We start from the raw sequence: 14,260 nt of genomic DNA on the forward strand, positions 1-14,260 counted from the left end.
CGATGGGTTTAGAAGATTATAAAAAAAAGCGAAACTTTAATAACACCCCAGAACCCGGTGCAGATTTTTCTACAGAAAATCGGGGTAGGTTTGTTATTCAGCGGCACGAGGCTACGCGCTTGCATTATGATCTACGCCTGGAAATGGAAGGCGTTTTAAAAAGTTGGGCCGTTCCCAAAGGCCCGTCAATGAATCCTAAAGACAAACGTCTTGCCATAGAAACCGAAGATCACCCGGTAAAATATCTCCATTTTGAAGGTACAATCCCCAAAGGAAATTATGGTGCAGGCGAAATGCAAATTTGGGATAAAGGAACTTTTAAAGCTGCCGCAAAAACAAAAGATAATCTTGAGGAACAATGGGAAGATGGTAACCTGAAAATTGTTTTTACCGGCAGCAAGATTAAAGGAGAATTTGCACTGGTAAAAACCAATCGTGGCGATAAAAAGAATCAGTGGTTACTGATTAAAAAGAAAGACGATTTCTCTACCGATTTAGATTATGATGCTGAAATTTTTTCTGAAAAGTCTATAGAAAGTACAAAGGCCGGTAAATCTAATGGTAAAGTAAGGAAAATTAAACCTTCAGAATTTATAAAGCCGATGCTGGCCACTACCGGCAAGAAAATTTTTAACGATCCAGATTGGATTTACGAATTAAAATGGGATGGTTATCGCGCGCTGGCTAATATTGAAGATGGTAAAGTTGATCTTTATTCCCGAAACGGAATTTCGTTTAATTCTAAGTTTTCAAAACTGGTTAAAGACCTGGAGCAAATTGAAAACGATGTGATTTTAGACGGTGAAATCGTGGTGTTGAATAAAGAGGGAATTCCACAGTTTCAGGCTTTGCAAAACTATGATGAAAACACGCCGGGAGCCTTGCGTTTCTATGTTTTTGATATGCTTTTTCTTAACGGCCATGCTATGCTGGATTTGCCACTTTTAGAGCGCAAAAGTTTAATTCCAGAGGTTTTGGAAGACCTGGAATTGGTGCAGTATTGCGATCATATTGAAGGCATGGGCACCGCGTTTTATAATAAAGCGATAGACCTGGGCCTGGAAGGTGTGATCGCCAAAAAGGCCGATGCAACCTATTCTCCCGGTTATAGAACTGAAAAGTGGCTCAAATTAAAAGGCGAAAACACCCGGGAGGTGCTCATTTGCGGGTACACAACTTCAGAAGGATCAGTTTTTGGTTCTTTGATTATGGGCGCTTACGAAGGTGAAGATTTAAAATATATTGGAAATTGCGGGACCGGATTTTCTAATGATGAGCAAAAAGAATTACTTAAAAAGTTCAAAAGGCGAGAACGAAAAACCTCTCCTTTTCCTGAAAAAATTAATTTAAAAGGTCGTGAACCGGTTTGGATACGCCCCGATTTAATTGCCGAAGTAAAGTTTTCAGAAATTACAAAAACCGGCAAATTGCGACATCCGGTTTTTAAGGCTTTGCGAAAAGATAAGGATCCTGAAGAAATTTCAGCTGAAGAAATTGTTGAAAATAAAGCTTCCGAAGAAAAGAAAACTAAAAAATCAACCTCTAAAAAGAAATCTGGGGAAAGCCTGGAAATTGATGGGATAGATGTGCCATTTACCAACCTGGATAAAATGTACTGGCCAGATTCCGGATTTAGGAAATACGATTTAATTGATTATTACATCCAGGTTTCAGAAGTGATGTTGCCTTATTTAAAAGACCGTCCGCAGAATTTACACCGGCATCCCAATGGCATTAAAAAACAGGGGTTTTATCAAAAAGATAACGAAGGAAATTTACCCGATTGGGTAGCGACCACCGAAATTTATTCGGAATCTTCAGAAAAAGATATTGAATATTTACTTTGCCAGAATGAAGCTACGATTTTATATATGGCGAATTTGGGGTGTATTGAAATTAATCCGTGGAATTCCAGAGTAAAGAATCTTGATTATCCAGATTATACGGTGATAGATTTAGATCCTTCAGATAAAAATACGTTTGAAGAGGTTATTGAAGTCGCGCAAGCTGCAAAAGAGGTGATAGATTTGGCTAAAATTGAAGGCTATTGTAAGACTTCGGGCTCTAGCGGACTTCATATTTATATTCCGTTAGGTGGAAATTACTCTTATGATGAAGCTCGAGATTTCACTAAATTATTGTGCTATTATATTGCCGATAAAGTGCCAAAACTAACCAGTATGGATAGGGCAAAGAAGAAAAGAAAGGATAAAATCTACCTGGATTATTTGCAAAATCGAAGAGGCCAAACTCTGGCTTCAGCCTATTGCGCACGTCCAAAACCCGGCGCGCCGGTTTCAGCTCCCCTGGAATGGAAAGAAGTAAAAAGCGGACTTAAAATTCTTGATTTTACCATTAAAGATATACCGCAAAGAACTCAGAAAAAAGGAGATTTGTTTACCAAAGTACTGGAAGAGGGGATTGATATGGAAAAGGCCATGCAAAACCTTGAATCTTCCTAAAATTTATTTAAAAGCAGGGCAGGGCTTCTGTAAAATTTTTAACTTGACTCGATAATCGAGTCTTGAAAGCTCCCAGGCTTACCTCGAAATTAAAATATATTTTCTATAAATACTCCTTGAGCTTGCTCGGGGGCTAATTTATTTAAAGTGCAAATTAATGAAGAAAAGATTACGCAAACTTGCTGGCCGGTATAAGCTTATAGATCAGGTTTTAATAACGCCATACAGAAGTTATGGAACGCATTCCCACCTTTATATTAAAGGGCGCGTGCTGGATAACGAACCTCTTAAGATTACCCAGGATGCCAATATTTTTAAAACGATAAAAACCACTTATAAACAGTTTGACACGTTTGAAATTCCTGATGCGCAAATAGATTTAAGTCTTCCCGGAAAGGTGCAGGCCACAACAAAAAGTGATGATGAAGGTTTCTTTTTATTTGATGATATTATAGAGGCAAACCTCGCAGAACACGCCGATGAAGAAGGTTGGCTGGATTATGCTGTGTATTACAAAGGTCCCTTAGGTAAAAAGACAGAGCTGTTGGAAGATCCTTTTAAAGGTGATTTTCTAATTCCAGATCCAAAGGCAGAATATGGGGTGATCAGTGATATAGACGACACTATTTTGCATACCGGTGTAACTTCATTTTTAAAACTTAGATTGCTAAAAAACTCACTGCTTACCAATGCTTATAATAGAATTCCACTAAAAGGAGCAGCTGAATTTTACCAGAAACTACATACCGGTAGAGACGGTACGCCCAATAATCCTATTTTTTATTTAAGTAATAGCCCGTGGAATTTATATGAATATCTTAAACTATTTTTAGACCATAATGCATTTCCAAAAGGACCAATTTTATTACGGAAATTCAGAACGCCGTTTGATGGCAGTATAAAACCTGAAAAACCTCATAAACAAAAGGAGATCGCAAATATTCTAAAGACTTATCCTGAGATGAACTTTATTCTTATTGGTGATAGTGGCGAACACGATGCGTCTATTTATACCGAAATCGCTGCCCAATATCCAGATAGAATCCTGGCAATCTACCTGCGAAGCGTAAAGCACAAAAAACAAATGAACCGGGTGCGTAGTATTATAGACAATTTTGAAACCACGCCGGTTTTAATGGTTGAAACATCTCAAGAAGCTGTAGAACACGCAAGGGAGCACGGGTTTATTTAGAAATCTGTAGTTTAATCATCAATACTCTGCCCCACGGCAGTTCTTCTACTCGCAGGAGCTTTTCTTGGCATCGTTCTAAGAATATGATCCCAGAGAGGAGATGAAACCCCAAACGCCCTGTCGGCTTCGCGGTAGTGGTGAATACTATGGTGATGCCATAGAGTTTTCAGGAAATTATTGGGCACTTTAAAGGCATGAACCGAATAATGCACCGCCAGGTAACCGGCATATCCTATTAAAAATCCGGCTAAAAATCCAAAAACATAATCGCCTAAAACCGCCCGATAAATTATAAAAAGAACAGTGACAATTATTAGGCTTAAAACCGGTGGCATCGCTAACCGCGATTTATCTTTTGGGTAATCGTGGTGCACCCCGTGCATAGTGTAAGAAATCTTCTTTTTACGTTCGCTGGTTGCGGGAATATGGTATAAGTACCGGTGCATAATATATTCCACGAAAGTGAAAAAGAAAAGTCCGGCAAGAAAAAGTCCCACCATAACCGGGGTTTCAAAACCTTTTTCAATAATTCCGTAGTAAATTAAAGCAACTGAAATTACTCCAAAAATAATTAACGGAAACGAAATATGGGTATGCGTAAGTTTTTCTAAAATTGGGTTGTCAAATAACTTTGGAGAACCCTTGTGCTTTGGTCTTTTAAGTTTTGTTGATTCCATTTTTATTAATATTAAAATAAACCGTGAATTTCAGCGTCAATACGGTTGATAATATCTCCCAGATCTTCGGGATTATCTACAAAGTTAATATTATCTACGTCTATTATTAACAAATTTCCTTTGCTATAATTGTGTACCCAGGCTTCATATCTTTCATTTAACCGACTTAAATAATCTATAGAAATCGAGTTTTCATAGTCGCGTCCGCGTTTATGAATTTGCGATACCAAATTAGGGATACTGCTTCTTAAATAAATAAGGAGATCGGGTCCCTGCACCACGCTTTCCATAAGGTCAAAAAGCGAACTGTAATTTTTAAAATCCCTATTGGTCATTAAACCCATGGCATGCAGGTTTGGTGCGAAAATATGAGCATCTTCATAAATGGTCCTATCTTGAATAATATCCTTTCCGCTTTCTCGAATTTGGAGAATTTGCCTAAAACGGCTATTTAGAAAATAAATTTGAAGATTGAAGGACCAACGCTCCATTTTATTGTAAAAATCTTCCAAATAAGGGTTCTCCAGGACGTCTTCATATTGAGCTTCCCATTTATAATGTTTTGCCAATAATTTGGTAAGTGTGGTTTTTCCTGCTCCTATATTTCCCGCAATGGCTACGTGCATATCTATATATTAGTTTGTGTAGTTAGTTGCGCTAAATGCAGCGCAGATGCAAAGATACAAGAATAACCAAACCTCTATATTTTGCACCCTATCAAAATACTCATAATTTTTTAAAGTCTAATTTTTTTGATTTTATATTATTGTTGTCCGATAAAGTTTTTCTGACTTGATGGAATATGAATGATGAAGGGCAATTTGGATGTTTTTCCTTTTCCACACCTTGCTTTAGAAAAAATGAACATTTAGTTTCATAATTTAAAAACCTTACTTAAAGAACATTGATATCCAGCAGGTTGTATTTAGTCTTTTTTCTTTATTCTTGCCGCCCCGAAAGCTCGGAGATCTTTACTCCTTTACCGGACAATACTGATTCTATATCTACTTAAAATTGATTAACTTAAAGTTAGAATTGCAGCTTATGAAATCCCTGTTAAAATTTATCTTCTTCTTCTGAATTTTACCGGCTTTGCTCAAGAAAAGCAAAACGACCATCTTATGATAAGCCCAAGTAAGTATGGTTATGAAAGTACTGTTTCAAGATTAGAATCGCTGCTGGAACAAAACGAAGCGCTTTCCCTTTTTACTAAAATTAAATATTCTAAAAATGCCGAAAAAGCTAGTTTAGAACTTTCTGAAGTAAGGATTTTAATATTCGGAAATCCCAAACAAGGTGCATTATTAATGCAAAGTGATCAATTGTCCGGGGTAGACCTTCGGCATAAAATGTTGGTTTATAAGGATAAAAATAAGGCGAAAGTCATTTATAGCAGTATTAATTATCTAAAATCCAGATATCAATTTAAGGCTGTGAAAAACCTTCCTGAAATGAAAAAATACCTTAAAACCATAGCTTCCAAAGTTTTAGGTAGGAAAAGTTAGAAAATCAGGGAAATTTGATATAGCTACTCACGAAGGTATTATTTCAGAAATATGTGAATTTCGTTTTGAAATTAATTACTCACGTTATGCAAGATAATATAAAATTCCTCAATTTTAACTTTTGAGTTGTTGATAACTATATTTATGTAAATATTCGATATGATCTAAGTTTGGATTCTGCTACAGCAAAAGAAATTTTCAAAAGAATCCGTGTTCCTGCTCCCGCCACTTAACCTTAATCTTAACCTGAGCGCATTAATACGACAGAGCCACAAAATATTATTGCACAAATAAACAGAAACATTAAAAATTTAAATAAAAACAGTCGTTATTTCTTTTTACCAACTTGTATTTTAAAGCAAATATGATTAACTTAGGAGTGTTTAAAAAAAATACAGTAAAATGATGAATAATATGTTTTTTAAGTTTTTTTCTCAAAATACCGGGCATTCTGAAAACCCCTATATTTTCCGAAAATTTTCACAGCTGTTTTTTTGGCTGGCTCTAAGCTTAGTATGGCTGCCGTCAAATGGGTTTGCTCAGACAGAATGCCCCTCCGTTAATGTAAAAATTCAGAACATAAGTAACAATACTGGGGTTATCGCCTGTGCGATTTTTGAATCTGGGGAAGGTTTCCCCAATAAATTCCTGAAATTCGCACCTAAAATCATGATAACACAAATAAGCGGAACAGATGCGAGTTTTGAGTTTTCAGATATTCTACCGGGAAAATATGCCATTGCCGTGATCCATGATGAAAACCGCAACGGTGAACTTGACACTAATATGTTTGGATTTCCGAAGGAAGGTTATGGTTTTTCCAGTGGTGCAGAGGTTACATTGAGCGCTCCTTCTTTTTCTGACGCTGAATTTTTATATGATGGAGGAGTTTTGGAAATGTCTATAAATTTGAACTACTAAAAATTTAAAATTATCTATTCCTGTTGTAGGGAATGATTTAAAAGCAGGAACAGAAAAATTCCAAATCATAGCCGAATCTGCTAGAATGAGCAGCGGAAATTTAACTTTTAGAATCAACTCCTAAGACCATAAAAAGAAACCTAAAGAAAGTACCGTACCGACAAAAATCTGATTATTAAATAATAGGTTTTCGCTTCTTGATTATCCTTAAAATAATACTATTTGCAATAACTAAGTGTTCGTGTGGTCGCTACGGCCTAACATGAACGCAGTGTTGACTGAACCGGTTGGTTGCCGATTGCAAGGATATTACGGTTCGAACCGTGCCAGTTAAAACGGCCTTATGATGCCCGTTAATGAAGGGATAACCGAAAAACACAAAATACTAGGCTTGAAAAAGAAAACCTTGCAACAGATATTTCTACTTTAGAAGCAGAAATCGACCAAATGGTGTATGAGCTTTATGGGTTGACTGAGGAGGAAATCGCTATAGTAGAAAATTCATAGAAGAGTGGAAATTTTTTTGGGCGATTCATGAATTCTTAAACAATAAGAGAGAATGAATAAATTGCGATTATGGAGGGTAAAGTTTATGGTACAAAATGAGAAAGAATTAAATGCGATTTGATTAACAATCCTACTGTTATCCTTGATGAGAATGGGATAAAAATTTAGGATGAATATCGTATAACGAATTGTGCACCATCTATAAAAACTGCTGTGACCGCCTATAAAATCAATTAAGAATACTATGAAAAAAAAGATCATCATTTATTACAATAGGATTCAAGAGCGTTTATGGTTTAGACCTTTGATATTTTGTTTAATCTCAGTGGCTGCTGCACTAATCGCCCATCAAGCCGATGAGACCCAACTTAATGATCTTGTTCCCATTATAAAGTCAGAATCGATTGAAGGACTTTTGGATATTTTATCTTCCAGCATGTTGGTCATCTCGATATTTGCAGTTGCATCGATGCTTTCAGCCTATTCCGCGGCAAGTACCACTGCAACTCCAAGGTCTTTTAAAATTGTAATCACAGACGATGTGTCGCAATATGCTCTTTCTACATTCATAGGCGCATTTATATTTAGTATTGTCGCTACAGTTGCTATGGATAATGGGTATTACAATCAAGCGGGTAAATTTATTCTCTTCTTAATCACTTTAGTATTCTTTGCAGTAGTCATACTCACCTTCTTAAGGTGGGTAGACAGTATTTCAAGATTAGGTAGGTTGGAGCGTACCATCATGCAGGTAGAAGCAGTAGCCGCGAAATCTTTATCCAACTACATTAAAAATCCTTTGCTCAATGCTCTTCCCATAACTGGCAAATTCCCAGATGGAAAATCAGTGCTTGCTGATTCTATTGGGTACGTTGAACACATAAATATGCATGCTTTACAGGATTTGGCTAAAGAGATGGGGCTAAAAATTCGCCTTAATTGTCTTCCGGGTAAATTTATTCATAAAAATTTTGTAATCGCATTCATTAGTTCCAATCAAGATTTAGATATGAGTAAAGTTACTCAAAAGCTTAATGATGCCATTCACGTTGGTCATACAAGATTATTTCCCGAAGATCCTCGATTTGGGTTACTTACATTAGCAGAAATTGCCAGTCGAGCATTATCTACTGGCATTAATGATCCTGGAACCGCCATCCAAATAATTACTAGCCAAGAAAGACTCCTTTTTTTATGGAATGATGAGATTGAAAACAGCACAGAAATTACTGTACTTTATGATTGTATAGAAGTTCCACAAATCTCGATGGAAGAACTTTTTGATGATGCATTTAGGTCTATTTCTAGAGATGGTGCAGGATATATAGAAGTAATGTTGCGATTGCAAAAAACATTTAATTCGTTAGAAACGATAAATGATGCTGAAATAAAAGCAGCTGCAATTCAATATTCAAAGTATGCCTTCAATAGTGCCGAATTGGCAATCAAATTGAAACATGATCTCGATATTTTAGAAAAGCAATGCTTATTTAGTTACTCACGTTACGCAAGATAATATAAAATTCCTTAGTTTTAACTTTTGAATTGTTGATAACTATATTTTTGGAAATATGGAAAATTTTGCGGATCTATACAGCGATTATTTGATAAGTTCAAGTTCTTATACCACGGCAACGGGCATGGCCTCATTATTGTCAATAAAGCATGACAAGGTCACACGTGAGTTGTCCAATGGTGATTACGACAGCAAATTTATGGCAGAAGGCAAAGGTCTATATTCAAGAAATGACCCAGTCTAAAGAGGTCGTGTATTTAAGTTTTGACGATTCCATAGAAGAGAAACGGTACACCGATGAGAGCGAACTGAATTGCTGGCATTACGACCACGTGTTCGGCCGGTCCGTCAAAGGGGTTAATTTTTTGACCGCCCTGGTAGAGGTTGCCGGTATGGGGTTGCCCTGTGCCGTTGAGTTCGTAAAGAAGGACGTTTGGGTGGCCGATCCCAAGACGGGAAAGACAAAACGCAAAAGCAGGACGACCAAAAATGAAATGTTCAGGAAAATGCTCCGGGAATGCCATGGCAAGTTCAGGTTCGATTATGTTTTGGGCGATAGCTGGTATTCATCGATCGAAAATATGATATGTGCGAAAAAAGAGTTGGGAGTCGATTTTGTCCTTGCCCTAAAAAGCAATAGAAAGGTGTCCTTGTCATTGGGGGGCAAAGAAAAAAAGGAATACATAAGTATTGAAACGCTACAGCCGGGACAGCAGACCGTGGAGGTCTGGTTCGAAGAACTGGATTTTCCGCTGTTGCTCACAAAGCAGGTTTTCAAAAACGAGAACGGTACAGTCGGCGAGTTGTACCTGGCCTGTAGTGATTTAAACCTATCGTATGACCAAATAACTACGATCTACAAAAAACGGTGGGGAGTAGAGGAATATCACAAATCCATAAAAAGCAATACGGGTTTTGGCAAAAGCCTAACGAAAACAATCAAGACCCAAACCAACCATTATGTGCTGTCCATCGTGGCGTACATAAAACTGGAATGGTTGAAACAGAGGACCAAAAAAAATCATTTTGCAATGAAAACCCAGATATACCTGGCCGCTCAACAAGCGGCTTGTGCAGAACTCAATAAGTTATCAACACCAAGGGTAGCATGACGGCCCTTTTTGATTAATTTTTGCGTAAGGTGAGTTACTTACAAAAGGCTTGTGGCCGTTATAGTGGTGAAGAATTCCTATAACGATCCCGCGTTTTTGGCCAAAAGCTTAAACTCACTAAAAATTTTCTATAGATGGAAACTATGAAAAGGCCCTTGAAAATTGGATTAAAAGTGCGGCGAAATATTAGGTGAAATTGCCTTTAACTAACTTCCTGTATTGATTTGGAGTAATTTTTTCCAAGCGTTTAAACTGCCGGTTAAAATAACTTGTGTTGTTAAAACCACTTTTATAAGCGATATCAGAAAACTTCCAGCCTGTTTTTTGAATTAGTTTTTTTGCAAATTTAATTCGCTCCCCGTTTAAATAATCTATAGGTGTTTCGCCCAGCGTGTTTTTAAAACTTCGGTAGAAATTAGAAGTGCTCATACAGGCTTTGTTAGCGAGTTTATCTACGTTAATATTTTCGGTAAGATGTTCACGCATATATTTTACGATAAAGGCCATACGGTTATTATCAAAAAGCGTTTCATTATCTATCAACATCACTTTAGCTTTGGTTTGAAGCAACCTGATAATAAGTTCTTTTACCATAAGGTCCAGCAGCGCGTCTTTAGCTTTGCCGTCTTCCAGGAAAGTGCTAAAAATACGGTCTAAAACGAACTGTACCTGGTGGTTATTGGCTAAATGAACTGCGCTGGCATCAAAACTGTGCGTGTCATTTTCAAAGTCAATCCTGGTATTTTCGTTAAAGATCTCAACGGTTTCTTTTATTTTATCGGGATCAATTCCCAGGGCGAGGCAACGGGTAGGATTTTTGGTATTCGCTTCCGGAAAATCGATGATCATTTTTTTGTCTGAAGGCAGCACTACAGATTCTCCAGGATAAAAATCAAAGGATTTCATTCCCTCCAAATGCATTATTTTTTTACCCGTAAGCATACTCGCAATTATTGGAAATCCAAACTGAAGATTCACCTTTTCTGCTACCTGCTGGGTTTCAAAAACATTTAGTTCGGCGTAATCTGCGCTGTAAATCGTTCTGTTTTCAATAGAAGTATTTAGCTTTAAATTGCGATTATAGTTTGATAAATTAGTATTCAAAGCACGTTTAATTTAAGAAGTTAATAGTAATGTAATACTTATTTGTAGAAAAGTTCAATTAATTCCTCTTAAAATTAGGGATATTAGGAATGTAAATTTAAAAAATATTTCTATGAGCTATTCAGCACCAAAATTTAAAGAGAAATACGGCAATTTCATTAACGGGAAATTCCAGGATCCTATAGACGGAAAGTATTTCGATAATCATTCCCCGGTAGATAATAAGCTTTTGGCTAAATATCCCAGGTCTAATGAGAAGGATGTGAAAAGCGCGATTGAAGCGGCAAATAATGCCAAACACCAATGGGGCAATACTTCGGCGGCAGAGCGCGCCGGGATTCTGCATAAAATTGCCGATGTAATCCAGGAAAACCTGGAAACCTTTGCCCAAATGGAAACGGCCGATAACGGGAAATCCATTCGCGAAACAATGAATGCCGATGTACCTTTAGCGGCAGATCATTTTAGATATTTTGCTTCAGCGATTAGAGCCGAAGAAGGATCGGCTACAGAATTGAATGAAAACACCCTTTCCCTAATAATTAATGAGCCACTTGGTGTAGTTGCACAAATTATTCCGTGGAATTTTCCATTACTAATGCTGGCCTGGAAAGTTGCTCCGGCTTTGGCTTCAGGAAATTGCGTGGTATTAAAACCTGCGGAACAAACCCCGGCTTCAGCAACATTCTTAGCGGAAAAAATAGCAGATCTCTTACCTCCGGGAGTGTTTAACGTAATTCACGGATTTGGTCCTGAAGCCGGGAAACCTTTGGCTTCCAGTCCTAACGTAGATAAAGTTGCCTTTACTGGAGAAACCACCACGGGGCAGTTGATTATGCAGTATGCTTCAAAAAACCTGAACCCGGTAACAATGGAATTGGGAGGGAAATCTCCGAATGTTTTCTTCAATAGTATTATGGATCACGATGATGCTTTTCTGGATAAATGTATTGAAGGCGCCGTGCTTTTCGCCTTTAACCAGGGAGAAGTTTGTACCGCGCCATCCAGGATTTTAATTCAGGAAGATATTTATGATGAATTCATTAAACGGGTAATTGAGCGAACCGAAGCTATTAAAATGGGTAACCCGTTTGAAGAATCAACGATGATGGGGGCACAGGCTTCCAGCGATCAGCATCAAAAAATTCTGGAATATATAAAAATTGGAAAAGATGAAGGTGCCGAGGTATTAACCGGTGGGGACTCTGCAAAACTTGACGGCGATTTAGGAAATGGATTTTATATTCAACCAACTATTTTAAAAGGCCATAATAAAATGCGTGTTTTCCAGGAAGAGATTTTTGGACCAGTGGTAGCGGTTTGTACTTTTAAAGATGAAGCCGAAGCCATTGAAATTGCAAACGATACGATGTACGGGCTTGGAGCCGGGGTTTGGACACGAGATGCGCATCAACTGTATCAAATTCCGCGAGCGATAAAAGCCGGTAGGGTTTGGGTGAATTGCTATCACGATTATCCTGCCCACGCACCGTTTGGAGGTTATAAAAAATCTGGCTTTGGAAGAGAAAATCACTTAATGATGCTGAATCATTATAGACAAAGCAAGAATATGCTGATTTCTTATGATAAGAATAAATTAGGATTCTTTTAGAAATGGAATTTAAAAGAGTAGTAATAACTCCTGAAGCAGATAATTTACTGCAAGAATTAAAGCAACAGCACGGTGAGGTGATCTTTCACCAAAGCGGTGGCTGCTGCGACGGGTCTTCGCCTATGTTATTGCCAAAGGAAGACTTTTATATAGACGACAACGATATTTTAATGGGTGAAGTTGGCGGCGTTAATTTTTATATGAGCCACGACCAGTTTGAATATTGGAAACACACGCATCTTACTGTAGATATTGTAAAGGGTAGGGGAGGCAGTTTTTCCCTCGATATTCCAACCGGTTACCGTTTTCTCATAAAATCAAGAATGCTTAACGATGAAGAAAACAAGAATTTAAACCCTTAAATTATTACTTAAACAGAAGAAGCCTGGAATCTGAATATCTCCCTAAATATTCAGGTTTTCGGGCTTTTTTTAAATGAAAATATGTCGCTCCGCTGGAGCTCATCAGATTGAATGCTTAATCCCTCCAGAGGGTTTAATTACCCGTAGGCTTGCCTCGAATTAAAAAATAATTTTCCGATTCATACCTCGTGGGCTTGCCCCGAGGTTCTTGATTTGTTTTCTATAAATATTACGCTCCTCCGGAGCTAAAGATTTAAAAATGTAAAGATGTTTAAGCCTCATAGAGGCGTTATATTTGTAGAAAAAATTGTTGAAAATGGAATACAGCTCCAGAGGAGGGGCATTTTACTCGATAATAGATATTTATTGCTAGATCGGCAGCTCTTAATCGATATTATCGGGATTCTTAAATTACCCCTTTATCATGGCGTAAAGAATAAATACGATTTCATCTGAGCTAATTTGTTACTGGAACTTCTGAAAACAAGGTTTTTTTGTAACTCTTAATTTATCCACTTATAAATTTCAGAAGAAGTATAGCATTCTTCACATTTAGAAAACATCCAAAGGCAATCTATAAAATCGGTCAGCATATGAAATAGTAGACCAATAAAAATGAGTCTTAGGACTTTATTTTTAGTAAAGATCATTCCTAAAAAATAGGTAAGGATAGCAAGCTGGGAATGCAGTGGATGGTAGCTAATTCCGCAGCGCATGGGGTCAAATAATGGCTCAGCAAAAACATGATCCAGGTCTACGGCCATAGTAGCGAGTAAAATTAACCAGTTCTTTTTCCAGTTCTTTTTGTCATAAAACCAGGCGATAGCACCAATTGCTATAAAATGAAGGAAGTAATGTGTGAAACTTTGCAATTGGAGTTATTAAAAATTAAAGCTTTAATTGATTTTAAAAAAATATCAAACTCTGGATTCCAATAAACTTATTAATTATTTTCTGGCTCTTCTTCCTCTTCAGCTGTAGACTCTATTTTCCCCTTTAAAAGATCTTTCATCTTATTTCTAAGTACGATGAATCGCCAAATGCCAATAGTGAGGAACAATACAGAAATAACCAGGGCCAGATAGCCAATATAATGCATCTCTTCATATTCCTTTAGCTGAATTAAAGCCAAACCTCCCAGCAGAAAATACATAGCCGCTTGAGTGTAGGATAATAACGTGCGCTCATTGGCGAGCTTAGTTCTTTCCAGCGCAAGATGTTCACGAATGATACTTTCATCTATCTTTCTGTGAGTGAAAAGCTTTCCAAATTTAACCCTTCTCATAAAAT

At 37.3% G+C, this 14,260-nt stretch carries 13 protein-coding genes; 8 read left to right on the forward strand and 5 right to left on the reverse strand.

Translation table 11 applies throughout. The features are described 5' to 3' along the window. Positions 1-2: 2 nt before the first annotated feature. Both ligD and B5488_RS02340 read left to right on the forward strand, forming a co-directional pair. A complete protein-coding gene (gene ligD, locus B5488_RS02335) occupies positions 3-2,462 on the forward strand; it encodes a DNA ligase D (protein WP_079733807.1) in 2,460 nt (819 codons plus the stop codon). 157 nt (positions 2,463-2,619) lie between these two features. After that, complete coding sequence (locus B5488_RS02340; protein ID WP_079733808.1) at positions 2,620-3,654, forward strand: App1 family protein; 1,035 nt, start codon at positions 2,620-2,622, stop codon at positions 3,652-3,654. 11 nt (positions 3,655-3,665) lie between these two features. Here B5488_RS02340 and B5488_RS02345 read toward each other — a convergent pair whose 3' ends face one another. Together B5488_RS02345 and B5488_RS02350 are read right to left on the reverse strand one after the other, a co-directional pair. After that, positions 3,666-4,331 carry a sterol desaturase family protein gene (locus B5488_RS02345; RefSeq protein ID WP_079733809.1) on the reverse strand — a complete coding sequence of 222 codons (666 nt, stop codon included), beginning with the start codon at positions 4,329-4,331 and terminating at the stop codon, positions 3,666-3,668. 11 nt (positions 4,332-4,342) lie between these two features. Further along, positions 4,343-4,957: a deoxynucleoside kinase gene (locus B5488_RS02350; protein ID WP_079733810.1), complete on the reverse strand. Its 615-nt coding sequence runs from the start codon at positions 4,955-4,957 to the stop codon at positions 4,343-4,345. Between the two features lie 495 nt (positions 4,958-5,452). Here B5488_RS02350 and B5488_RS02355 point away from each other — a divergent pair, with 495 nt between their 5' ends. The 4 genes from B5488_RS02355 to B5488_RS02370 all read left to right on the forward strand — a co-directional run bounded on the left by B5488_RS02355 (position 5,453) and on the right by B5488_RS02370 (position 9,892). Beyond that, positions 5,453-5,836, forward strand: coding sequence for a DUF302 domain-containing protein (locus tag B5488_RS02355; RefSeq protein ID WP_079733811.1), 384 nt, complete (start codon positions 5,453-5,455; stop codon positions 5,834-5,836). A gap of 414 nt (positions 5,837-6,250) precedes the next feature. After that, positions 6,251-6,757 (forward strand): DUF2141 domain-containing protein, encoded by a 507-nt coding sequence (locus B5488_RS02360; RefSeq protein ID WP_231919794.1) that lies wholly within the window; start codon positions 6,251-6,253, stop codon positions 6,755-6,757. A gap of 751 nt (positions 6,758-7,508) precedes the next feature. Next, positions 7,509-8,780: a DUF2254 domain-containing protein gene (locus tag B5488_RS02365; protein WP_079733813.1), complete on the forward strand. Its 1,272-nt coding sequence runs from the start codon at positions 7,509-7,511 to the stop codon at positions 8,778-8,780. A 149-nt stretch (positions 8,781-8,929) separates the two neighbouring features. Continuing rightward, positions 8,930-9,892 (forward strand): IS701 family transposase, encoded by a 963-nt coding sequence (locus B5488_RS02370; protein ID WP_079733814.1) that lies wholly within the window; start codon positions 8,930-8,932, stop codon positions 9,890-9,892. Between the two features lie 186 nt (positions 9,893-10,078). Here B5488_RS02370 and B5488_RS02375 read toward each other — a convergent pair whose 3' ends face one another. After that, entirely contained in the window at positions 10,079-10,996 is a 918-nt protein-coding gene (locus B5488_RS02375) for an AraC family transcriptional regulator (RefSeq protein ID WP_079733815.1), read from the reverse strand. 112 nt (positions 10,997-11,108) lie between these two features. On the opposite strand from B5488_RS02375, the gene B5488_RS02380 reads away from it, so the two are divergent. Continuing rightward, on the forward strand, positions 11,109-12,608 hold the full coding sequence (locus tag B5488_RS02380; protein ID WP_079733816.1) for an aldehyde dehydrogenase family protein: 1,500 nt from the start codon (positions 11,109-11,111) through the stop codon (positions 12,606-12,608). Positions 12,609-12,610: 2 nt separating this feature from the next. After that, positions 12,611-12,970: a DUF779 domain-containing protein gene (locus B5488_RS02385; protein WP_079733817.1), complete on the forward strand. Its 360-nt coding sequence runs from the start codon at positions 12,611-12,613 to the stop codon at positions 12,968-12,970. Positions 12,971-13,473: 503 nt separating this feature from the next. Here B5488_RS02385 and B5488_RS02395 read toward each other — a convergent pair. Further along, positions 13,474-13,842: a DUF6122 family protein gene (locus tag B5488_RS02395; protein ID WP_079733819.1), complete on the reverse strand. Its 369-nt coding sequence runs from the start codon at positions 13,840-13,842 to the stop codon at positions 13,474-13,476. A 71-nt stretch (positions 13,843-13,913) separates the two neighbouring features. Beyond that, positions 13,914-14,255 (reverse strand): DUF202 domain-containing protein, encoded by a 342-nt coding sequence (locus tag B5488_RS02400; protein ID WP_079733820.1) that lies wholly within the window; start codon positions 14,253-14,255, stop codon positions 13,914-13,916. Positions 14,256-14,260: the final 5 nt, after the last annotated feature.

The organism is Salegentibacter salegens (assembly GCF_900142975.1).
Lineage (GTDB): Bacteria > Bacteroidota > Bacteroidia > Flavobacteriales > Flavobacteriaceae > Salegentibacter > Salegentibacter salegens.

Bases quoted from the DNA above. Each gene is read 5' to 3' on its own strand.
- B5488_RS02370 (WP_079733814.1), top strand. From the start codon at position 8,930: ATGACAAGGTCACACGTGAGTTGTCCAATGGTGATTACGACAGCAAAT.
- B5488_RS02380 (WP_079733816.1), top strand. From the start codon at position 11,109: ATGAGCTATTCAGCACCAAAATTTAAAGAGAAATACGGCAATTTCATT.
- B5488_RS02400 (WP_079733820.1), bottom strand. From the start codon at position 14,255: ATGAGAAGGGTTAAATTTGGAAAGCTTTTCACTCACAGAAAGATAGAT.
- B5488_RS02355 (WP_079733811.1), top strand. From the start codon at position 5,453: ATGATAAGCCCAAGTAAGTATGGTTATGAAAGTACTGTTTCAAGATTA.
- B5488_RS02365 (WP_079733813.1), top strand. From the start codon at position 7,509: ATGAAAAAAAAGATCATCATTTATTACAATAGGATTCAAGAGCGTTTA.
- B5488_RS02340 (WP_079733808.1), top strand. From the start codon at position 2,620: ATGAAGAAAAGATTACGCAAACTTGCTGGCCGGTATAAGCTTATAGAT.
- B5488_RS02345 (WP_079733809.1), bottom strand. From the start codon at position 4,331: ATGGAATCAACAAAACTTAAAAGACCAAAGCACAAGGGTTCTCCAAAG.
- B5488_RS02360 (WP_231919794.1), top strand. From the start codon at position 6,251: ATGTTTTTTAAGTTTTTTTCTCAAAATACCGGGCATTCTGAAAACCCC.
- B5488_RS02350 (WP_079733810.1), bottom strand. From the start codon at position 4,957: ATGCACGTAGCCATTGCGGGAAATATAGGAGCAGGAAAAACCACACTT.
- ligD (WP_079733807.1), top strand. From the start codon at position 3: ATGGGTTTAGAAGATTATAAAAAAAAGCGAAACTTTAATAACACCCCA.
- B5488_RS02385 (WP_079733817.1), top strand. From the start codon at position 12,611: ATGGAATTTAAAAGAGTAGTAATAACTCCTGAAGCAGATAATTTACTG.